The sequence below is a fragment of the Bradyrhizobium sp. 191 genome (assembly GCF_023100985.1).
Classification (GTDB): domain Bacteria; phylum Pseudomonadota; class Alphaproteobacteria; order Rhizobiales; family Xanthobacteraceae; genus Bradyrhizobium; species Bradyrhizobium diversitatis.
In genome coordinates this window covers 8,126,149-8,146,148 of sequence record NZ_CP064692.1, presented here as the reverse complement: position 1 = coordinate 8,146,148, position 20,000 = coordinate 8,126,149, and the positions used below count along the sequence as shown (strand labels likewise).

General features: G+C 65.6%; 19 protein-coding genes and 1 pseudogene. 6 read left to right on the top strand and 14 right to left on the bottom strand.

The window, feature by feature from the left end; genetic code table 11:
• Positions 1-89 precede the first annotated feature (89 nt).
• Both IVB23_RS38490 and IVB23_RS38485 read left to right on the top strand, forming a co-directional pair.
• Positions 90-575 (top strand): outer membrane protein assembly factor BamE, encoded by a 486-nt coding sequence (locus IVB23_RS38490; RefSeq protein ID WP_061877777.1) that lies wholly within the window; start codon positions 90-92, stop codon positions 573-575.
• Positions 576-791: 216 nt separating this feature from the next.
• Positions 792-1,793 carry a tripartite tricarboxylate transporter substrate binding protein gene (locus IVB23_RS38485; protein ID WP_247802061.1) on the top strand — a complete coding sequence of 334 codons (1,002 nt, stop codon included), beginning with the start codon at positions 792-794 and terminating at the stop codon, positions 1,791-1,793.
• A gap of 174 nt (positions 1,794-1,967) precedes the next feature.
• Here the strand turns inward: IVB23_RS38485 and IVB23_RS38480 are convergent, their stop codons facing one another.
• From IVB23_RS38480 to IVB23_RS38425, 12 genes are all read right to left on the bottom strand, one after another.
• A complete protein-coding gene (locus IVB23_RS38480) occupies positions 1,968-4,088 on the bottom strand; it encodes a sodium-translocating pyrophosphatase (protein WP_247802060.1) in 2,121 nt (706 codons plus the stop codon).
• Between the two features lie 239 nt (positions 4,089-4,327).
• Positions 4,328-5,368 carry a thiamine-phosphate kinase gene (gene thiL, locus IVB23_RS38475; RefSeq protein ID WP_247802059.1) on the bottom strand — a complete coding sequence of 347 codons (1,041 nt, stop codon included), beginning with the start codon at positions 5,366-5,368 and terminating at the stop codon, positions 4,328-4,330.
• Positions 5,369-5,511: 143 nt separating this feature from the next.
• Complete coding sequence (nusB, locus tag IVB23_RS38470) at positions 5,512-6,009, bottom strand: transcription antitermination factor NusB (RefSeq protein ID WP_061877773.1); 498 nt, start codon at positions 6,007-6,009, stop codon at positions 5,512-5,514.
• A 4-nt stretch (positions 6,010-6,013) separates the two neighbouring features.
• The gene (gene ribH / locus IVB23_RS38465; protein ID WP_061877772.1) at positions 6,014-6,505 is read right to left on the bottom strand and encodes a 6,7-dimethyl-8-ribityllumazine synthase; all 492 of its coding nucleotides are present in this window, start codon (positions 6,503-6,505) and stop codon (positions 6,014-6,016) included.
• Positions 6,506-6,672: 167 nt separating this feature from the next.
• On the bottom strand, positions 6,673-7,296 hold the full coding sequence (locus IVB23_RS38460) for a riboflavin synthase (protein ID WP_247802058.1): 624 nt from the start codon (positions 7,294-7,296) through the stop codon (positions 6,673-6,675).
• Positions 7,296-8,444 (bottom strand): bifunctional diaminohydroxyphosphoribosylaminopyrimidine deaminase/5-amino-6-(5-phosphoribosylamino)uracil reductase RibD, encoded by a 1,149-nt coding sequence (gene ribD, locus IVB23_RS38455; RefSeq protein ID WP_247802057.1) that lies wholly within the window; start codon positions 8,442-8,444, stop codon positions 7,296-7,298. The genes IVB23_RS38460 and ribD overlap by 1 nt, the downstream gene beginning before the upstream one ends.
• Positions 8,441-8,923, bottom strand: a complete 483-nt coding sequence (gene nrdR / locus IVB23_RS38450) for a transcriptional regulator NrdR (RefSeq protein WP_061877769.1) — start codon at positions 8,921-8,923, stop codon at positions 8,441-8,443. Before nrdR ends, ribD begins: the two co-directional genes overlap by 4 nt.
• A 28-nt stretch (positions 8,924-8,951) precedes the next feature.
• Positions 8,952-10,250, bottom strand: a complete 1,299-nt coding sequence (glyA, locus tag IVB23_RS38445) for a serine hydroxymethyltransferase (RefSeq protein WP_061877768.1) — start codon at positions 10,248-10,250, stop codon at positions 8,952-8,954.
• 267 nt (positions 10,251-10,517) lie between these two features.
• On the bottom strand, positions 10,518-10,739 hold the full coding sequence (locus IVB23_RS38440) for a hypothetical protein (protein ID WP_247802056.1): 222 nt from the start codon (positions 10,737-10,739) through the stop codon (positions 10,518-10,520).
• A gap of 37 nt (positions 10,740-10,776) precedes the next feature.
• On the bottom strand, positions 10,777-11,013 hold the full coding sequence (locus IVB23_RS38435; protein WP_061877855.1) for a hypothetical protein: 237 nt from the start codon (positions 11,011-11,013) through the stop codon (positions 10,777-10,779).
• A 201-nt stretch (positions 11,014-11,214) separates the two neighbouring features.
• Positions 11,215-11,733: a MarR family winged helix-turn-helix transcriptional regulator gene (locus IVB23_RS38430; RefSeq protein WP_025036696.1), complete on the bottom strand. Its 519-nt coding sequence runs from the start codon at positions 11,731-11,733 to the stop codon at positions 11,215-11,217.
• Positions 11,734-12,250: 517 nt separating this feature from the next.
• Positions 12,251-12,754: a DUF6163 family protein gene (locus IVB23_RS38425; RefSeq protein ID WP_035674874.1), complete on the bottom strand. Its 504-nt coding sequence runs from the start codon at positions 12,752-12,754 to the stop codon at positions 12,251-12,253.
• A 136-nt stretch (positions 12,755-12,890) separates the two neighbouring features.
• Between IVB23_RS38425 and hemB the strand changes: the two genes are divergently transcribed.
• From hemB to IVB23_RS38410, 3 genes are all read left to right on the top strand, one after another.
• Positions 12,891-13,952 (top strand): porphobilinogen synthase, encoded by a 1,062-nt coding sequence (hemB, locus tag IVB23_RS38420; protein ID WP_247802055.1) that lies wholly within the window; start codon positions 12,891-12,893, stop codon positions 13,950-13,952.
• Between the two features lie 319 nt (positions 13,953-14,271).
• Positions 14,272-14,814: an RDD family protein gene (locus IVB23_RS38415; RefSeq protein WP_247802054.1), complete on the top strand. Its 543-nt coding sequence runs from the start codon at positions 14,272-14,274 to the stop codon at positions 14,812-14,814.
• 119 nt (positions 14,815-14,933) lie between these two features.
• Positions 14,934-15,710, top strand: coding sequence for an arginyltransferase (locus IVB23_RS38410; RefSeq protein ID WP_061877765.1), 777 nt, complete (start codon positions 14,934-14,936; stop codon positions 15,708-15,710).
• A 71-nt stretch (positions 15,711-15,781) separates the two neighbouring features.
• Here IVB23_RS38410 and IVB23_RS38405 read toward each other — a convergent pair whose 3' ends face one another.
• Positions 15,782-17,134 (bottom strand): Nramp family divalent metal transporter, encoded by a 1,353-nt coding sequence (locus tag IVB23_RS38405; protein WP_247802053.1) that lies wholly within the window; start codon positions 17,132-17,134, stop codon positions 15,782-15,784.
• A 170-nt stretch (positions 17,135-17,304) separates the two neighbouring features.
• Here IVB23_RS38405 and IVB23_RS38400 point away from each other — a divergent pair.
• Positions 17,305-18,551, top strand: a pseudogene (locus IVB23_RS38400) (MFS transporter).
• Positions 18,552-18,570: 19 nt separating this feature from the next.
• Here the strand turns inward: IVB23_RS38400 and IVB23_RS38395 are convergent.
• The gene (locus IVB23_RS38395; protein WP_197966777.1) at positions 18,571-19,830 is read right to left on the bottom strand and encodes an adenylate/guanylate cyclase domain-containing protein; all 1,260 of its coding nucleotides are present in this window, start codon (positions 19,828-19,830) and stop codon (positions 18,571-18,573) included.
• Positions 19,831-20,000 lie beyond the last annotated feature (170 nt).

Genomic DNA, 20,000 nt, shown 5'->3' with positions numbered 1-20,000 from the left:
CGCAAGCGGGCGCGCGCGTGTTGCATTAAGACGCCCAGCCCGGTACTTCAGCGCCTCGCGCGACGCAAGGGGACGGAATCAGTTCCGCTATGACGACAACGAACAAGACCAGCCTGCGCGCGGATCAGCGGCGCGGCCTCCACGCATGCTGGCGCGGCTTGCGCATGCTCGCAGCTGCCGCCGTGGTCGGCGCGGCTCTTGCGGGCTGTACGGGCGAGCAGTTCCAGAAGGGTTACATCCTGCCGCCCGGCGCGCTCGAGCAGATTCCGATCGGCGCAAGCCAGGACCAGGTGCTGATCGTGATGGGTACCCCCTCCACGGTCGCGACCCTCGACGGTGAGGTGTTTTACTACATCTCGCAACGCTCGGAGCGCCCGGTCGCCTTCATGAACCAGAAGGTGGTCGACCAGCGCGTCATCGCCATCTATTTCGACAAGAACCGCCGCGTGCGCCGGCTTGCGAATTACGGTCTGCAGGACGGCAAGATCTTCGACTTCATCAGCCGTACGACGCCGACGTCGGGCCAGGAGATGAGCTACCTCACGCCGCTGTTCAAGCTGCTCAGCTTCAACTGAGACTCCAGAGCGCTTTCGCGCGGAGCCGATCACGGCTCGCGCGGAAAAAAATGCGTCCAACACGAATCCAAAGCCTTCCAATTCCGCCGGAAGGTAAATCGCTCTGAACTGCGGCGTCGTGCCGCTCTGCGCGCGCCACATGCCGTCGCACGCGACTTGCGGTCGCACGAGCTGTTCCCTACGGTCCCTGCAAAGTAAGAAGCAGGGAGTGGATTCGTGCCTAAGCCTTTGTTGTCCCGCCGTCGCGTGCTCACCGGCGCTGCCGGCCTTTCAGCCGCAGCCATACTGCCGCGATCGAGCCTCGCCGACTGGAAGCCCACCGAAAACGTCCGCCTCGTCGTACCGGCTGCGGCCGGCGGCTCGACCGACGTGATGGGCCGACTCCTGGCCGCGCATCTGCAAACCGCCTGGGGCCAGTCGGCGGTCGTGGAAAACCGCTCGGGCGGCGGCGGCACCATCGGAACCGCCGAGGTGGTCCGCGCCAAGCCTGATGGTCACACCATCCTGGTCGGCAATCCCGGTCCGAACGCGATCGCCTACAGCATCTTCAAGAACCTCACCTACAAGCCCGACCAGTTGCAGCCGGTCTCGAACATGATCCGGATCCCGAACATCGTCTCGGCGCATCCGAAGACCGGCATCAAGTCGGTCCCCGAGTTGATCGCCTACCTCAAGGCCAATCCGGACAAGCTCAGCTACGCCTCTTCGGGCGTCGGCCAGAGCCCTCACCTCACCGGCGCCTGGTTTCTCCAGCTCACCGGCCTGAAGATGACGCACATCCCGTTCCGCGGCGCCGGACCCGCGCTGCAAGCGGCCCTCGCCGGCGACATCCAGATCCTGTTCGACAACCTTTATCCGAGCCTGCCTCAGGTGCAGAACGGCACGCTCAACGGTCTATGCGTCACCACGACCGAGCGCAGCGACCTCGCGCCGAACCTGCCGACGATGCGGGAGAGCGCGCCGGAGCTGGCGAGTTTCGACATCTCGTCCTGGTTCGCGGTGTTCCTGCCGAAGGGGGTTTCACCCGAGGTGCTCAACGCGCTCAATCTCCAGGTCAAGGCGATGCTGGAGCGCGAGGACATCAAGAAGCAGATCGCCGGCATGGGTGCCCGCGCCGACTACGGCACCCCGCAGCAGTTCGCCGCCTTCGTGGAGGCCGAGACGAAGAAGTTCGCCGGCATCATCCAGAAGGAAGGGCTGCAGATGGACGTGCAGTAGGTCTCTCTTTCGTCATTGCCAGCGTAGCGAAGCAATCCAGTCTCTCTCCGTGGAAAGACCCTGGATTGCTTCGTCGTAAGAGCTCTTCGCAATGACGTGGTGAGAGGGTCCGGCCACCAAAACAAAACCCCGCGGCTCGCACCGCGGGGTTCTGTTTTGCAGAGTTGGCGCCGCTCAGTGCGCCAGGATCGCCAGCAGCAGCAGGGCCACGATGTTGGTGATCTTGATCATCGGATTCACCGCGGGGCCCGCCGTGTCCTTGTAGGGATCGCCGACGGTGTCACCGGTGACGGCCGACTTGTGGGCGTCAGAGCCCTTGCCGCCGAAATGGCCGTCCTCGATGTACTTCTTGGCGTTGTCCCAGGCGCCGCCGCCCGAGGTCATCGAGATCGCGACAAACAGGCCCGTCACGATCACGCCGAGCAGCATCGCGCCCACGGCCGAGAACGCCGCCGACTTGCCGGCCGCGCCGCCGCCCGCGATCGCGTAGATCACGAAGTAGACGAAGATCGGTGACAGCACCGGCAGCAGCGAGGGGATGATCATCTCCTTGATCGCCGCCTTCGTCAGCAGGTCGACCGCCTTGCCGTAGTCAGGCTTGTCGGTGCCCTGCATGATGCCCGGCTTCTCGCGGAACTGGCGTCGTACCTCCTCGACGATCGCGCTCGCCGCACGGCCCACGGCCGTCATGCCCATCGCGCCGAACAGATACGGCAAGAGGCCGCCGAACAAGAGGCCCACCACCACGTAGGGGTTGTTGAGCGAGAAGTCCGGATTGACGCCGGCGAAGTAGGGATGCTGCGCGGAGCCGGCAACGAAGAACTTGAGGTCCTGGTTGTAGGCCGCGAACAGCACCAGGGCGCCGAGACCGGCGGAGCCGATCGCGTAGCCCTTGGTCACCGCCTTGGTGGTGTTGCCGACCGCGTCGAGCGCGTCGGTCGATTTGCGTACCTCCTTCGGCAGGCCCGCCATCTCGGCGATGCCGCCGGCGTTGTCGGTGACGGGGCCGAAGGCGTCGAGCGCGACGATCATGCCGGCGAGCGCCAGCATGGTGGCGGTCGCGATCGCGATGCCGAACAGGCCGGCGAGGCTGTAGGTGACCAGGATGCCGGCGATGATCACGATCGCGGGCAGCGCGGTCGCTTCCATCGAGACGGCAAGGCCCTGGATCACGTTGGTGCCGTGACCGGTCACCGAGGCCTGGGCGATCGACTTCACCGGACGGTAGTCGGTGCCCGTGTAATATTCGGTGATCCAGATGATCAGCGCGGTGACGATGAGGCCGACCACGCCGCATTCGAACAGCGCCATGCCGGTGTAGTCGACGCCCTCGAGCTTGCCGAAGCCGATCAGGTAGTAGATCACCAGCGCGATGCCGATCAGGGACAGGATGCCGGTCGCGATCAGGCCCTTGTAGAGCGCGCCCATGATCGACTGGCTCGGCCCGAGCTTCACGAAGAAAGTGCCGATGATCGAGGTGATGATGCAGATGCCGCCGATCGCGAGCGGCAGCGTCATCATGTTGGCGAGGATCGCCGTCTTGGCGAAGAAGATGGCCGCCAGGACCATGGTGGCGACCGCGGTCACCGCATAGGTCTCGAACAGGTCGGCAGCCATGCCGGCGCAGTCGCCGACATTGTCACCGACGTTGTCGGCGATCGTCGCCGGGTTGCGCGGATCGTCCTCGGGAATTCCGGCCTCGACCTTGCCGACGAGGTCGCCGCCGACATCCGCACCCTTGGTGAAGATGCCGCCGCCGAGACGGGCGAAGATGGAGATCAGCGAGGCGCCGAAGCCGAGCGCCACCAGGGCATCGACCACGACGCGGCTATCGGGCGCGAGCTTCAGCGAGTGGACCAGGAAGCCGAAATAGAGGGTCACACCCAACAGCGCGAGACCCGCCACCAGCATTCCGGTGATCGCTCCCGCCTTGAAGGCGAGCTCGAGCCCGCCGGCGAGCGACTTCGTCGCGGCCTGGGCCGTGCGCACATTGGCACGGACCGAGACGTTCATGCCGATGAAGCCGGCAGCGCCGGACAGGATCGCGCCGATGGCAAAACCGATCGCGACATAGAGCCCGAGGAAATAGACAAGCAGCACGAAGATGACGATGCCGACGAGACCGATCGTGGTGTACTGGCGCCGCAGGTAGGCCTGTGCGCCTTCGCGCACGGCTCCTGCGATCTCCTGCATGCGCGGCGACCCCGCATCCGCGCCCAACACCGAAGACGTCGCCCAAATCGCGTAGACGACGGAAAGCACTCCGCAGAGCACTATCAACCATAATGCTGTCATGTGATTTTTGCCTCAGATCCTTGATGTACCCCCGGCGCCTTTTGTTGTCCGTCGTGCGGTGCGGCGCCTTGATTTCGAACAAGGCCGCCCCCTTGCCCAAAAAAAGAGGCGGCCTCAGTCGGTCGCGAGCTTGCCAAAATCAAATTGAGGGTGCAACGCCGGATAAGGCCGAAACCGTCGATCTCGGCAGGTATTTAGGACCAAGTGCTGAGAACTAAGATGCCGGTTTGGAGCAATTCCTAGAAGTGGCTGTAGGACAGTCGCGTCAAGAGCAGTTCCTGGCCCTGCCCATCCAGGAAGCGCGGCCGCTCCTGCCCCTCCACGATCGTGCCGATCATGGTCACCGCAAGGCCCCTGGCCCGCCCAGCGGCCATCAGCGCCTCGCTTTGCGCCTGCGGAACGGTGCATAGCACCTCGTAGTCGTCGCCCCCCGCAAGCAGCGTCTCGACGCAAACGACGTTGCGGGCGAGCAGTCCGGCCGCCGCGGCCGAGAGCGGCACGCTTGTCACGTCGACCGAAGCCGAAACCCCGGACGCTGCACAGAGCTTGGCCAGATCGCCAGCGAGACCGTCGGAGACGTCCATTGCTGCGGTCGCATGGTCGCGCACCGCCCGCGCCAGCACGTTGCGCGGCTGCGGCACCCGATAGCGTGAGACCAGGGCTTCCCTCGCGGTGGGATCGGACGCAAGCGCTGCGGCAGCGGCACCGCCTTTGAGCACGTCGAGACCGAGTGCGGCATCGCCGATCGTGCCCGTCACGAGGATGCAATCCCCTGGCTTTGCACCGGTGCGCCCGACCATTCGCCCCTGCGGCACGCGGCCGAAGGCAGTGATCGAGATCATCTGAGGCCCTGGCGTCGACACGGTATCGCCGCCGAGCAGCGGGCATGCGAATGTGCTGGCGTCCTCGCCGAGCGCGTCCGCAAACGGACGGAGCCAGGCATCCTCCTGGCTGCGCAGCGCCAGCGTCAGCACGAAGCCGGCTGGCACCGCGCCCTTGGCGGCGAGATCGGACAGGTTCACCCGCAGCGCCTTGCGCGCGATGGTGTCGGGCGGATCGTCGGCAAGATAGTGCACGCCCTCGACGACGGCGTCAGTGGTGACGACGATGTCCTTGCCGGATGAGGACAGGACTGCGGCGTCATCGACGAGCCCGAATGCGCCGGGATCAATCGCCAGCGGCTTGAAATAGCGCGCGATGAGGGAATCTTCGCCGGAGGGCTGTGTTCTGTCCTGTGTCACGATAGCCGACCCGTCATCCCTGCGCGATGGCGAAGCCATCGTCGCTGGAGGTGCGAGCCCTTGCGAGCCTCGAAGGATGGACGGCCGAGGTGCGACCTCAGCGGCACGCCGCCGTCCTTCGAGGCCTTCGCTTCGCTACGGCACCTCAGGATGACGGCTACTGCAAGGGCCATCGACTGATCCTACCCTCGCCCGAACTCGTCGCCGCGAAACTGCCGGCCGATCTGGTCGAGCACGGCGTTCACCATGCCAGTCTCCTCGCGGTCGACGAAGGCATTGGCGACGTCGACATATTCGGAGACCACCACCCGGCCCGGCACGTCCTTGCGGTGCTGAAGCTCATAGGCCCCGGCCCGCAGCACCGCGCGCAGGATGGCCTCGATCCGCTTCAAGGGCCAGCCCTTCGACAGCGCCTCGTCGATCAGCGGATCGAGCTTCTTCTGGTCCCGCACCACACCCGAAACCACGTCGCGGAAGAACGCCGCCTCGGCCGGCAGATACGTCTCGCCCTCGACCTCGTTGCCAAGCCAGTGGCTCTCGAACTCGGCAAAGATGTCGTTGATGCCGGCACCGGCGATATCCATCTGGTACAGCGCCTGCACGGCTGCGAGCCGTGCCGCACCGCGCCGGTTCGCTTTCTTCTCGGTGCCGAGCGGCGGCTTTCTGGTGTTGTCGGCCATGGCTTCAGGCCTGCGCCAGTCGGCGTTTGATGCGCAGCATCGCAAGCGCGGCGCGCGCGGCATCGCCGCCCTTGTCGAGCTCGCTGGCGCGCGCCCGCGCCCAGGCCTGCGCCTCGGTGTTGACGGTGAGGATGCCGTTGCCGAGCGGCAGCTTTCGCGCCACGGCAAGGTCCATCAGCGCGCGCGAGGATTCCTGCGACACGATCTCGAAATGAATGGTGTCGCCGCGGATCACGCAGCCGAGCGCGATCACCACGTCATAGGGCTTGCCGTTCGCCGCCGCGGCATCGACCGCGATGGCGACAGCCGCCGGGATTTCCAGCGCACCGGGAACCGTGATCACGTCATGGGTCAGGCCGGCCGCCTTCAGTTCAGTCACCGCGCCATCCAGAAGCGCGTCCTGGAGATCGTCATAGAACCGCGCCTCGACGATCAGCGCGCGCGCGCCGGAAATGTCGGTCTGGTCTTTCAGGGGTGCGCGCCGCGCGTCTGCCATCGTTCAATCCGTTTCGAAAGGGGTCGGCGCTATGTAGTCGCCGGAAGCATGTAAGCCAAGTTAGAAACCGTCATTCCGGGGCGGCTCGAAGAGCCGAACCCGGAATCTCGAGATTCTCTGGTGCGCAATTGCGCACCTTCGCGCCCCGGAATGACCGGCTTTGCCGGTCACTTCATCTCCGTCAGCCGCGCCGCGTAGCGGGCCATCAGGTCGACCTCGATGTTGACCTCGTCCCCCGCCTTCCAGTCGCCGATCGTCGTGACCATCAGCGTGTGCGGGATGATCAGCACCGAAAAGCTCACGTCCTTGACCGTATTGACCGTGAGCGACACGCCGTCGAGCGTGATCGAGCCCTTGGTGGCGATGAACCGCGCCAGCTCCCGCGTGGTGGAGAGCTCGAACCGCGCCATGTCGGGCAGATCCTCGCGGCTGAGAAGGGTCGCGATGCCGTCGGCATGGCCGGCGACGATATGGCCGCCAAGCTCGTCACCGATCTTGAGCGCGCGCTCGAGATTGAGCCTCGTGCCCAGCTTCCAGTGCTTTGCCGTCGTCAGCGCCAGTGTCTCGGCGGCCGCATCGACGTCGAACCAGGTCCTTTGAGCAGAGCCCTTGCCGCCTTCCACGCCCGAGGCAACCACAGTCAGGCAGACGCCGTTGCAGGCGATCGAGGCGCCGTCGGCAATCGTGCCCTGATCGTAGCGGCAGGCGATGCGCAGGCGATGCAGCTGCCCCTGCGCCGTGGGCGTGAAGCTGACGATCTCGCCGATATCGGTGACAATGCCGGTGAACATTAGGCGCGCTCGTAGATGGTGAGAGTATCCTTGCCGAAGGTCTCGCTAGCATGAACCTTGTAGGCCGGCGAATGCGTGATTTTCGACAGGGGCAATGCATCGAGCGCATCGACACCGCCGGAGCCCACCGTTTCCGCCCCGCGGAACAGCCAGATCTCGTCGACGAAATCGGCCGCAACGAAGGACGCGGCGACACGGCTGCCGCCCTCGACCATCAGCCGCGTGATCCCTTTCTCGGCCAGCGCGTGCAGCGCGGCCGCAAGATCGAGCCCGGACGCGCCCCCCGGCGACACGCGAATGAGCTGCGCACCGGCCGCGCCAAGCCGCATGGCGGCAGCAGCCTCGGCGAGCTCGGACCCCACCACCCAGAGCGGCGTCTCGCGCGCGGATCGCACGAGCTGGCTCGATGCGGCAATGCGCAGGCTCTGGTCGAGCACCACGCGCACCGGCGAGCGCGCCGCCATGCCCGGCAGGCGGCAGGTGAGGAGCGGATCGTCCGCCAGCACCGTTCCGATGCCGACCAGGATCGCATCACTGCGCGCGCGGAGAAGATGCACGCGGTCGCGCGCGGCTTCACCCGTGATCGCAAACGGCTTGCCGCCAGCCGCGCCGATCTTGCCGTCGGGCGAAACCGCGAGCTTGAGGATCACATGAGGGCGGTGATCCCTGATGCGGCGGAAATGGCCGGTATGGTCGAAGGCAGCCTCCGCCGAGCAAAGACCCACATCCACATTGATGCCGGCAGCGCGCAGACGCGCATGTCCCTGGCCTGCGACCTCAGGATTGGGATCCTCGATCGCCGCCACCACCCGCTTGATGCCGGCAGCGATCACCGCATCTGCGCAGGGCGGCGACTTGCCGAAATGCGAGCATGGCTCCAGGGTGACATAGAGCGTGGCGCCCCGCGCCGCCTCGCCCGCGCGCCGCAACGCTTCAGGCTCGCCATGCGGCCGTCCTCCCGGCTGCGTCCAGCCGCGGCCGATGATGACGCCGTCCTTGACGATGACGGCGCCCACGGCCGGATTGGGCCAGGTCCGCCCCTGCCCGCGCCTGCCCAGCGCCAGCGCAAGCTCCATGAAGCGGCGATCGGCCTCCTTGGCCTCGCGGGCCTTCTGCGCGAACTGGTCTTCCAGGATGCGGAAGATCATTTGCGGATCGCGGCGAGCCGCGCTTCCTCCTCGCCGGAGAGCTCGCCGAGCACGTCGGCGAAATCCTTGGCCTCGCGGAAATTACGGTAGACCGAAGCGAAGCGCACATAGGCGACGTCGTCGAGCGTGCGCAGATGCTCCATCACGGTCTCGCCGATCACCTCGGAGGAGATCTCGGCTTCGCCCCCGGTCTCGAGCTCGCGCACGATGGTGGAGACCATCTTCTCCACCCGCTCCGGCTCGACCTGCCGCTTGCGCAACGAGATCTGTACCGAGCGCATCAGCTTGTCGCGATCGAACGGCACGCGGCGGCCGTTGCGCTTGATCACCGTGAGCTCGCGCAGCTGCACGCGCTCGAAGGTGGTGAAGCGGAAATTGCAGGCGACGCACACGCGCCGCCTGCGGATCACGGCCGAGTCCTCGGTCGGACGCGAGTCCTTTACCTGCGTATCGAGACTGTTGCAGTTCGGGCAGCGCATCCGTTTGCCTTGATCAGTTTTCTTGGCCTTACTGGTAGATCGGGAACCGGTCGGTGAGCGCCTTGACCCGCTCCTTGATCGCAGCTTCCACCAGCGGCGCCTTGCCGTCGGAGGATTGCGCGATCGCGTTGAGAACCTCGGCGATCATGCCGCCGACCTGCTGGAATTCGGCCACCCCGAACCCGCGGCTGGTCGCGGCCGGCGTGCCGAGCCTAATCCCTGACGTGACGAAGGGCGATTCCGGGTCGAACGGAATGCCGTTCTTGTTGCAGGTGATGGCCGCGCGGACCAGCGCCTTCTCCGAGACGTTGCCCTTCAGACCCTTCGGCCTGAGATCAACCAGCATCAGATGGTTGTCGGTGCCGCCCGAGACGATGTCGAAGCCGTGGCTCTTCATCGCTTCCGCCAGCGCCTTGGCGTTCTCGACGACATTCTTGGCGTAGACCTTGAAGTCCGGCCGCAGCGCCTCGCCGAGAGCGACCGCCTTCGCCGCGATCACATGCATCAGCGGACCGCCCTGCAAGCCCGGGAAGATCGCCGAGTTGAGCTTCTTGGTCAGCGTCTCGTCATTCCACAACATGAGGCCGCCGCGCGGACCGCGCAGAGACTTGTGCGTCGTGGTCGTGGTGACGTGCGCATACGGCACCGGCGAGGCATGCACGCCGCCGGCGACGAGGCCGGCGAAATGCGCCATGTCGACCAGGAGGTAGGCGCCGACGCTGTCGGCGATCTCGCGGAAGCGCTTGAAGTCCCAGGCGCGCGAATAGGCCGAGCCGCCGGCGATAATCAGCTTCGGCTTGACCTCTTCGGCCTGCTTGGCCACCGCATCCATGTCGATGATCTGGTCCTCGCGGCGCACGGTGTAGTGCGCGGCCTTGAACCACTTGCCGCTCATGTTGACGGGCGAGCCGTGGGTGAGATGGCCGCCGGCGGCGAGATCGAGCCCCATGAAGGTGTCGCCGGGCTGCAGCAGCGCCAGGAACACTGCCTGGTTCATCTGGCTGCCGGAGTTCGGCTGCACATTGGCAAAGCCGGCGCCGAACAGCTTCTTGGCGCGATCGATCGCAAGGTTCTCGGCGACGTCGACCCACTCACAACCGCCGTAATAGCGCGCGCCCGGATAGCCTTCCGCGTATTTGTTGGTCATCACCGAGCCCTGCGCTTCCAGCACGGCCCGGCTGACGATGTTCTCGGAGGCGATCAGCTCGACCTCGTGGCGCTGCCGGCCGAGCTCGCCCTTGATGGCGGCGGCGATTTCCGGATCGGCCTGCTCGAGCGAGGCGGTGAAAAACGAATCGGGCGCGGAGGCGGTTTTGGGTGCGGTCATCTTGCGAATATCTCCACCCCCGCAGCCTTTTGGCGGGCTACGGACGGGTCTGGTGTGGCGATCGGAAGCGGCGAGCGCGATCTACCACATCGCCCGCAACAGGCCAAGTAGTTGCGGGTCGAGACTGATATTTATGCAAGATGTGGTGGGGGATTGGAGGTTTTCGGCGCGGGAGCGGTTCTATGGAACCATTCCTCTGCAATATCTCGACAGGGCCGCTGGGGCCTCATCTCACGCCGAGAGCCACCGGCCCGACCCAGTGCCGTCTCACAGCCCCGTATAGCCCGCCTTCACCGGATCCACGCTGCCGTCGAGCTGGCGCAGATAGGTCAGGCCGCAAACCGTCAACCTCTGAGGGTCCTTCTCGCCGGCCTCCATCAACGTATTGAGATAGTTCGTGACCTTGGCCCGGGCCTCCTCGCTGGCCGCGGCGGTGCGGTTGGCAAGCAGGTCATAAGTCTGCATGATGCGGTCGATGGCAGCTTCCATGGCATCCTCTGGTTGGTCGCGATTTTGGGAGTTTCGATCAGGCAACCGCCCTGGCCTCGATCTGCGCCTGGAACCGGGCAATCGCCTTGTTGGCCAGCCTGATCTTGTTGAATTCGCCTTGCTGGAGCAGCTTGACGATGACGCCGAGCAGGCGTTCGTCAGTGACGAGCGTGTCGGGGATCGCGCCGGAACGGCGAAGGTAATTCGCGGCGATGCCATAGGCCTCGCTGACGAGTTCCACGTTCATCGCCCGAAGCCCGCGCTCGACCAGCATCGACATCTCTCCGATCCGAAGGAGATAAGCGCCCAGCCCGGAACTGGTTCCTCAGGGGCCGGCACATTTTTTCGCAGGTGCGAGAACACAAAACGCACCGGTCCGGAAGATCCGGGCCGGCGCGCTTGGGGAGGTCAGGCACGTTCGGGAAGGCTGCCGGTCTTGTTGCGGGCCGGCTTGGCCTTGATCCCTTCGGAAAGCTCAGAGGCGATAGAGGATCTGGTCGGTCCAGAACCGCTCGAGGCGGTGCAGCGACTTGTTGAGGGTCGCAAACTCGTCGCCGGAGATGCCGCCGACCTGCTCCACCGTCTTGACGTGCTTCTGGTAGAGCGCGTCGACGATGCGGCGGACTTCCTGGCCCTGCGGGGTCAGGCGGATGCGCACCGAGCGGCGATCAACGCGCGAGCGCTGATGATCGAGGAAGCCGAGCTCGACGAGCTTCTTCAGATTGTAGGAGACGTTGGAGCCGAGATAGTAACCGCGCGTGCGCAGCTCGCCCGCGGTCAGCTCCTTGTCGCCGATGTTGTAGAGCAAGAGCGCCTGGACCGAGTTGATGTCCGCACGGCCGCGGCGATCGAATTCATCCTTGATCACGTCGAGGAGCCGGCGATGCAGCCGCTCCACCAGAGTCAAAGCTTCCAGATAGAGCGACTGCACCGAACCCTGCTGGCCGGAGACGCGCTCTGCGGTATCTGCCGCAGTTGCGACGGCTTTCATCATGACACTTCCCCTGTTGTCGTTTTTATCGACACTTATTCGACGAAACTTGTGTCCCGCCTGATAGGTGCAACTTAAGGGGGCCGTTTGAAGATCGGCTTAAATAAGAGAATAAAGAGATCATGAATTTAAGACAGTGAATTGCGGATTAAGCCTGTGCCACAAGGGCTTTTCGCAACCGTCTGTTGACCTTCGCAAGGTCCTGTTCACCCTCCGTCCGCGCCCGTTGTCGCATTCCAGAACAGCCCCGCCCCGTTTCGAAACGGGCGCGTAACAGCTGTGGCGGAACCGGCTGGTTAGCGAAAACTTACGTCGAATTTTACGCAACCAACGGTCAACCAAACGCGCACAACGCCGTTGACGCTACTCTCGTGTCCCGGACGAGCGAAGCGAAGATCCGGGATCCAGAGCTGCAAGCGAGATGTTGGAGAGATGGGCCCCGGCTCTGCAACGCATCACGCCGCAAGTGCGGCGCGCTGCATTGCGTCCGGCGCACGAGAATTTGCGCGCGACGCGACGCCTACGGTGGCCGTTCGCGCGCGGCCATCCAGGCGAGCGCGAGATAGGCGGCGAGCATGAAGACCTCGACGCCGACCACGACGAGGCTGCCGCCGTAGATGCCGGGGAACATCAGCTCGATCACGGCCATCGACACCACGGTCGTGAGCCACACCACCGCGCCCCAGGGCGTGGCGAGCCAGAGGCCGACCGCGGCCACGAGCTCGATCACGGCGAAGTAGACGGTCGCGGCCTGCCAGGCCATCGACTGGTTCTCGAACGCCTCGTCCTCGCCGCCGACGAAGCCCGTCACTTGGGCCCAGTGATAGAGACCCTTCAGGATCGAGAGCAGCGCCATCACCCGCAGGAACAGCACCAGCCGGCGCGTCCAGACATTATCATCGGACTGGGTGCGCTCCGAGGAGATCGCCGCCACCGACAACGCGCTCTCTCTGGCATTGTCTCGGGCGGCGTCCCTGGCCTGGGCGCCGTCGCGGGCCGCATCGCGGGTGGAGATCTCGGACATGGCCCCTTCTGGCTGCTTCGCGCCGCAAAATCAATCGGCTGCCAAGTCAGTTCAATTCTGCCTTGCGGCAGGTCAAGCCGCGGTGACGGGAACCGTGCGAGCTGGTATAAGAATAATTCCAGCCGGAGGAAGAGTGATGGCGATCAAATACGGACGTCCGATCGAATTGCGCGAGGTTTCGCGCCGGGATAGCACGGCAGTGCCCCATGCCCTCGATCTGACCGTCCGTCCGCGCCGTAACCGCAAGGCCGAGTGGGCCCGGCGCATGGTGCGCGAGAACGTCCTCACCACCGACGATCTGATCTGGCCGCTGTTCCTGATCGACGGCCACAACAAGCGTGAGCAGGTCGCCTCGATGCCGGGCGTCGACCGCCTCAGCGTCGACCAGGCCGTGCGGGAGGCCGAGCGCGCGATGAAGCTGACCATCCCCTGCATCGCGCTGTTTCCCTACACCGACCCCTCCTTGCGCGACGAGGAAGGCTCGGAAGCCACCAACCCGGACAACCTGGTCTGCCAGGCGGTGCGCGCGATCAAGAAGGAGTTTCCGGAGATCGGCATTCTCTGCGACGTCGCGCTCGATCCCTTCACCAGCCACGGCCATGACGGCCTGATTTCCGACGGCAAGATCCTGAACGACGAGACGGTGGCGGTGCTGGTGCGCCAGGCGCTGGTGCAGGCCGAAGCCGGCTGCGACATCATCGCCCCCTCCGACATGATGGACGGCCGCGTCGCCGCGATCCGCGAGGGGCTGGATCGCTCAGGTCTGCTCGATGTGCAGATCATGGCCTATGCAGCCAAATATGCCTCCGCCTTCTACGGCCCGTTCCGCGACGCGATCGGCTCGGCCAAGACGCTGACCGGCGACAAGCGCACCTATCAGATGGACAGCGCCAACACCGACGAGGCGCTGCGCGAGGTCGAGCTCGATATCGCCGAGGGCGCTGACATGGTGATGGTGAAGCCCGGCATGCCCTATCTCGACGTGGTCCGCCGCGTGAAGGATACATTCGCGATGCCGACCTTCGCCTACCAAGTCTCAGGCGAATACGCGATGATCGCGGCCGCCGCGAACAACGGCTGGCTCGACGGCGAACGTGCCATGATGGAGAGCCTGCTCGCCTTCAAGCGCGCCGGCGCCGACGGCGTGCTGAGCTATTTCGCGCCGAAGGCAGCGGAGAAGCTGCGGACACAGGGGTAAGCTCAAGCTCCATCTTCGGTGTCGTCCCTGCGGAACGCAGGGACCCATACCGCGTGATCCATCTATGGTACACGCTGGTCGTACAGACGAAGGATGAACTGCGAGTCTTCGCCAAACTCCTCCCTGTGGTTATGGATTCCCGCGTTTCGCGGGGACGACACCGAGGATGTGGCGCCGATGTCGGCCCCCGACCGTCAGGCCTCCCCCGCCCCCGAATCGCCGGAATATTTCGGTTTGCTGGCGCCCGCGCGCCCTTGGCACGGGCATGGTCTGCTCCCATGTCGTGACACGAGGGGTTTTCCTCGCGGGAGGACGGACGATGTCGTATGACTCGAGCGATTCAGGCGTCTGGCGCAATGACGGCGGGGTGCAGCCGCACGCCTACGATCCCTACCTGCATCCGGAACTGTTCCGCGGCGTGGCGACGCGGCGGGTGTTCGCGTTCCTGATCGACATGGTCGTGATCTCGGTGCCCGTGATCCTCGGCTACGTCTTCATCGCATTGTTCGGCGTGGTCACCCTCGGCATCGGCTGGGCCCTGTTCTGGATTGCCTGGCCGGCCTCCGTCGTCTGGGCCATCGTCTATTACGGCGCCTGCATCGGCGGTCCGTCGTCGGCGACGATCGGGATGCGGGTCATGGACCTGGAATTGCGCACCTGGTACGGCGCGCCCGGCTACTTCGTGCTCGGCGCCACCCATGCCGTGCTGTTCTGGGTCACGGTCTCGTTCCTGTCGCCCCTCGTGGTGCTGGTCGGCCTGTTCAACGGCCGCCGTCGCCTGCTGCACGATTTCGTGCTGGGCACGGTCGTGATCAACAATTCCGTCCGCGCGCCCGTGCCTCAAGCGGCAAGACCGTATTGATCAAGAACCTGTCAACCAGGATCGACTAAGCTGAGTGATCTGACCTGCCGAGCAGACCGATTGACCAGGGGCTTCCGTAGCGCGATGCTGATGCTCAGTTCGGAGGCCCACGACGTCCCTTGACCCAGCACTCGCGCGACACCCCCCAATTTTACCTCACGGCGCCCTCGCCCTGCCCCTATTTGCCCGGCCGGCACGAGCGCAAGGTGTTTACGCACCTCGTCGGTGACCGCGCCGGCGACCTCAACGACCTCCTGACCCATGGCGGCTTCCGCCGCAGCCAGTCGATCGCCTACCGGCCGGCCTGCGACCAGTGCCGCGCCTGCGTCTCGGTCCGGGTGATCGCCAACGAGTTCCGGCCCTCCCGCAGCTTCCGGAAGGTGATGGCACGCAACGCCGATATCATCGGCGAGCAGCGCAGCGCGGTGCCCACCTCCGAGCAATATTCGGTGTTCCGCGCCTATCTCGACGCCCGCCACCGCCACGGCGGCATGGCCGACATGACCGTGCTCGACTACGCCATGATGGTCGAGGACAGCCACGTCGAGACCCGCATTATCGAGTACCGCAAGCGCGGCCCCGACAGCGGCATCACCGGCCGCGGCGAGGAGCTGATCGCGGTCGCCCTGACCGACGTGCTCAGCGACGGTCTGTCGATGGTCTATTCGTTCTTCGAGCCGAGCCAGGTCGGCCGCTCGATGGGCACCTTCATGATCCTCGACCACATCGCGCGCGCCCGCCGGCAAGGCCTGCCTTACGTCTATCTCGGCTACTGGATCGAAGGCTCCAAGAAGATGGACTACAAGGCCCGCTTCCTGCCGCAGCAGCGCCTGGCCCCCTCAGGCTGGCTGCGCATCGACGCGCAGGGCGATGCCGCGTCCGAGCCGCAGGATTGAAAAGGCGAATGGTGAGTGGCGAATAGGGATTAGAACTCCATTCGCTATTCGCCAATCACCATTCGCGCTCCTCACCCGAACAGCGTATCGGCGAGCAGCTTCAGATTCAAAACCACAATGACACCCGCCACGATCCACGCGATCGCCGCGACCGATCTCGGTATCGCGAACTGACCCATCTTGCGGCGGTCGGAGACGAAGCGCACCAAAGGAATCACGGCGAAAGGCAGCTGCATCGACAGCACGACCTGGCTGAACACCAGCAGATCCGCCGTGCCGCGCTCGCCATAGATCGCCGTGACGATGATCACGGGAATGATGGCGATGCCACGCGTCAGCAGGCGGCGCGCCCAGCTTGGCAGGCGCAGGTCGAGGAAACCTTCCATCACGATCTGGCCGGCGAGCGTCGCCGTCACCGTCGAGTTCAGGCCGGAGGCGAGCAGCGCCACCGCGAACAGCGTCGAGGCGATGCCGAGGCCGAGCAGCGGCGACAAGAGCTCGAAGGCCTGGCCGATCTCGGCGACATCGGAATGGCCGCTCTTGTGGAAGGTCGCAGCGGCCACGACGAGGATCGCGGCGTTGATGAACAGCGCCAGCATCAGGGCGATGGTGGAATCCGCCGTCGCCCATTTGATCGCCTCGCGCCGGCCGGTGTCGTTGCGCTCGTAGGCACGCGTCTGCACGATCGAGGAGTGCAGGTAGAGATTATGCGGCATCACGGTCGCGCCGATGATGCCGATCGCGATGTAGAGCATGTCGGAATTGGTGAAGATCTCGGTCTTCGGCACGAAGCCGCGCAGGACCTCCGCCACCGGCGGGGCCGCAGCCACGATCTGGACCGCGAAGCAGACCGCGATCACCGCCAGCAGCGCGATGACGAAGGCTTCCAGGAAGCGGAATCCGCGGTTCATCAGGAGCAGCAGCAGGAAGGCGTCGAGCGCGGCGAGCAATGCGCCGCCGATCAGGGGAATGCCGAACAGGAGTTTCAGCGCGATCGCGGTGCCGATCACCTCGGCGAGATCGCAGGCGATGATCGCCGCCTCGCAGGCGATCCAGAGCAGGAAGTTCACCGCCGGCGAATAGGTCGCGCGGCACGCCTGCGCGAGGTCGCGGTCGGTGACGATGCCGAGCCGCGCGGCCAGCGACTGCAGCAGGATCGCCATCAGGTTCGAGAGCAGGATGACCGAGAGCAGCGTGTAGCCGAACTTCGACCCGCCGGCGAGGTCGGTCGCCCAATTGCCGGGGTCCATGTAGCCGACCGAGACGAGATAGCCCGGACCGACAAAGGCGAGCAGCCGCAGCGACCAGTGGCCGGCTCGCGGAACCGCGACCGTGGCATTGACCTCGGCGAGGCTCTTGGTGGTGGGCGCGTCGGCACGCCAACCGGCGGATTCGGGGTTCAGGTGGGGCGATAGGGCATCCATGCCGGCACAATACCCAAGTTCTTTCTTATTGCAACTCATTTGCAACTGCATCTAGCCGCACCGTTCACGCCCAGGCCTGTTGCTGGTCGCGCCTGTTGTCGGGAAGCGGGTGGGCCCAGTGGTCGTCAGGGTGAACAATGGCGCCAATTCGCCTTTGCAGGATATGAGCCATGTCAACGCCCCCTCGCCTCCCTGACACCTTCAGTCGCCTTGCCTGGTCGAATCTCGCGGCGCAATCGGCCGAGCAGATCGCGCTCGCCGCTGCGCCCATCGTCGCCGTGCTGACGCTCGGGGTGGCCGAAGGCCAGACCGGCCTGCTGCAGACCGCGCTCACTCTGCCCTTCGTCCTGTTCGCCATTCCCGCCGGCGTGCTCGCCGACCGCATCTCCCGGCGCAGGCTGATGGCGAGCGCCGAGGCGTTGCGGGCCGCAGCGCTCGCCGCCATCGTGCTCCTGCTGGCGCTGGGGGCCCTCGACCTGCCGCTGCTGGCCCTGCTCGGCTTCGCTGCCGTGTGCGGCACCGTCGTCTTCAGCGTCGCGGCGCCGGCGCTGGTGCCCTCGCTGGTGAGCTCGGAGCTGTTGCCCGCGGCGAATGCGCGGATCGAGCTCGCGCGCACCATCGCCCCTTCGCCAGCGGCCCTGCGCTCGGCGGCGCGCTGGTGGGATGGTGGGGCGCGAGCCCGGCCTTCGGCTTTGCCGCAGCGCTCTCGGCCATGGCCGTCGTGCTGCTCTCCGGCATCTACGAGCCCGCGCGCGGGCCGGCGCCGCGACGCCATCCGCTCCAGGAAATCCGCGAAGGCGCGGCCTTCGTGTTCCACCATCCGCTGCTGCGGCCGGTGTTCATCACCCAGTTCATCTTCAACACCGGCTGGTTCCTGCAGATCGCGGTGTTCGTGCCCTATGCCGTGCGCCATCTCGGATTGACGGCGGCCGGTGTCGGCGCGGTGCTGACGATGTACGGTGTCGGCATGGTGATCGGCGCGCTCCTCGCCACGCGCGTGATGCAGCGCATTGCCTTCGGCACCGTGGTCGGACTCGGCCCGGTCACCGGCTTCGTCGCCGCCTTGGTGATGGCGCTGACGGTGCCGCTGCCCTCGCCGTGGCTTGCGGCCTTGAGCTTCTTCCTGCTCGGGGTCGGTCCGATCCTGTGGGTGATCTCGACCACGACGCTGCGCCAGTCGGTGACGCCGCCGCGCCTCCTGGGACGCGTCTCCGCCATCAACATCATGAGCTATGGCGCCCGTCCGCTCGGCTCGGCGCTGGGCGCGATCGTCGGCGGCCTCTGGAGCGCGGAAGCGTGCCTCTATCTCGCCGCCGCCGTCTTCGGCCTGCAGGCGCTGGTGATCCTGCTGTCACCGGCGGTGGCGCTGGACCGGCAGCCGGACATGGTAGGGGACGAAGCTGCGGCGCAATGCTAGCTAGATCGTCGCCGCGAGTTCAATTCGCCAGGTAGCGCTCGTAGCTCCCCGTCACCGGCTCGTTCGCGTCGACCTCCGGATCCAGCGTGTACAGATCCTGCGCGCGTCCGATGCCGCGCAGGGCGTAGCGGCCGGTGGAGACGAGATAGCGCCGGCCGGCGGCATCGAGGCCACCATAGAACTCGGATGAGGCCAGCAGTTCGCGGTCGACCGAGCGGCTCATCGAGGCGATGCGGCTGACCTCGTTGACGGTCGGGCCGACCACGGTGAAATCAAGCCGGTCCTCGCTGCCGATATTGCCGTAAAAGACCTCGCCGACATGCAGGCCGACATAGGCCGACGTGGTCGGACGGCCCTCCGCCGCCCGCCGCTTGTTCAGCGCAGCGACATTCTTGCGGAACAGGTGCTCGGCCCGCAGCGCGGCCCGCCGCGCATCCGCCATATCCTCGCCCCAGAACATCGCCAGCACGCCATCGCCGATCAGCTTCAGCACGTCGCCGCCGGCGTGGTGGATCGCGTCGATCACGGTCTGCGCATAGTCGTTCAGGAACGGAATGATCTCGTCGGGGCCGATGCTCTCGCTGATCCCGGTCGAGCCGCGCAGGTCCGAATACCACAGCACCGCGTTGATGCGCTCGGTGACGCCGCGGGAGATGCGCCCGCGCAGCACCTGTTCGGAGGCATCGCGGCCGAGATAGACCCGACCGAGCGTGCGCACGATGTCGACCTGCTGGGCCGACTTGATCGCGAGCCCCAGCACCGGCACGAGATCGCGCAGAGCCTCCAGCTCCAGTCCGGAGAACCCGCTCTCGCGGCGGGTGGTCCAGCAGGAGTAGAGGCAATCCATCAGGCCGAGCGCACCATTCTCGCCGAAGCGGTGGACGAAGGCGAGATAGTGCTTGTGGCCCTTTTCGGCGAGTTCGCTGATCTGCGAGAAATCCATCGACGGCGCATCGGCGAGATCGATCACCATCTCGTCGTGGCCATTCTCTAGCATGTGGAAGAACACCGAGCGGCGCCAGCTCCTGGCGGCGTCGCCGTCTGCGGTCGAGCCGTATTCGAACGCATCGCTCTCGTTGCTGGGACGATCGCTCCAGCGGAAACCCCGGCCCTCATAGATCGGATGCAGCGTGTCGATGACGACGAGGCCACGCGACAGTTCCAGCCCCTCGGCGCAGCAGCGCTCGCAGAAGCCGCGGAGCAGCTCGTTTTCAGGCAGGCCCGTGAGCCCCTGGCCGGTCAGCCAGTTCATCAGCGCAAGGCGCGAGGTCAATTGCATGCGCCATTATGGCGTGCATTCGTGACGAGCGAAAGGCGCAGGCTCGCGTGTGCACCAGGCTCCCGTCCCCTGCAGGTCGAATATGTCGCAGCGCCGGTTGACGCCCTCGCCGCCCGAACGGCAAATGTCGGCGATGATGACTTCGTCGGCCGAAATCGGAAGCCCGCGCG

Excerpts from the sequence above, each read along its gene's own strand:
- IVB23_RS38435 (WP_061877855.1), bottom strand. The coding sequence starts at position 11,013 with ATGCTGGTCGAGCGCGGGCTTCGGGCGATGAACGTGGAACTCGTCAGC.
- IVB23_RS38415 (WP_247802054.1), top strand. The coding sequence starts at position 14,272 with ATGTCGTATGACTCGAGCGATTCAGGCGTCTGGCGCAATGACGGCGGG.
- hemB (WP_247802055.1), top strand. The coding sequence starts at position 12,891 with ATGGCGATCAAATACGGACGTCCGATCGAATTGCGCGAGGTTTCGCGC.
- nrdR (WP_061877769.1), bottom strand. The coding sequence starts at position 8,923 with ATGCGCTGCCCGAACTGCAACAGTCTCGATACGCAGGTAAAGGACTCG.
- IVB23_RS38395 (WP_197966777.1), bottom strand. The coding sequence starts at position 19,830 with ATGCAATTGACCTCGCGCCTTGCGCTGATGAACTGGCTGACCGGCCAG.
- IVB23_RS38405 (WP_247802053.1), bottom strand. The coding sequence starts at position 17,134 with ATGGATGCCCTATCGCCCCACCTGAACCCCGAATCCGCCGGTTGGCGT.
- thiL (WP_247802059.1), bottom strand. The coding sequence starts at position 5,368 with ATGGCTTCGCCATCGCGCAGGGATGACGGGTCGGCTATCGTGACACAG.
- IVB23_RS38430 (WP_025036696.1), bottom strand. The coding sequence starts at position 11,733 with ATGATGAAAGCCGTCGCAACTGCGGCAGATACCGCAGAGCGCGTCTCC.
- IVB23_RS38490 (WP_061877777.1), top strand. The coding sequence starts at position 90 with ATGACGACAACGAACAAGACCAGCCTGCGCGCGGATCAGCGGCGCGGC.
- IVB23_RS38425 (WP_035674874.1), bottom strand. The coding sequence starts at position 12,754 with ATGTCCGAGATCTCCACCCGCGATGCGGCCCGCGACGGCGCCCAGGCC.
- nusB (WP_061877773.1), bottom strand. The coding sequence starts at position 6,009 with ATGGCCGACAACACCAGAAAGCCGCCGCTCGGCACCGAGAAGAAAGCG.
- ribD (WP_247802057.1), bottom strand. The coding sequence starts at position 8,444 with ATGATCTTCCGCATCCTGGAAGACCAGTTCGCGCAGAAGGCCCGCGAG.
- glyA (WP_061877768.1), bottom strand. The coding sequence starts at position 10,250 with ATGACCGCACCCAAAACCGCCTCCGCGCCCGATTCGTTTTTCACCGCC.
- IVB23_RS38440 (WP_247802056.1), bottom strand. The coding sequence starts at position 10,739 with ATGGAAGCTGCCATCGACCGCATCATGCAGACTTATGACCTGCTTGCC.
- IVB23_RS38480 (WP_247802060.1), bottom strand. The coding sequence starts at position 4,088 with ATGACAGCATTATGGTTGATAGTGCTCTGCGGAGTGCTTTCCGTCGTC.
- IVB23_RS38460 (WP_247802058.1), bottom strand. The coding sequence starts at position 7,296 with ATGTTCACCGGCATTGTCACCGATATCGGCGAGATCGTCAGCTTCACG.
- ribH (WP_061877772.1), bottom strand. The coding sequence starts at position 6,505 with ATGGCAGACGCGCGGCGCGCACCCCTGAAAGACCAGACCGACATTTCC.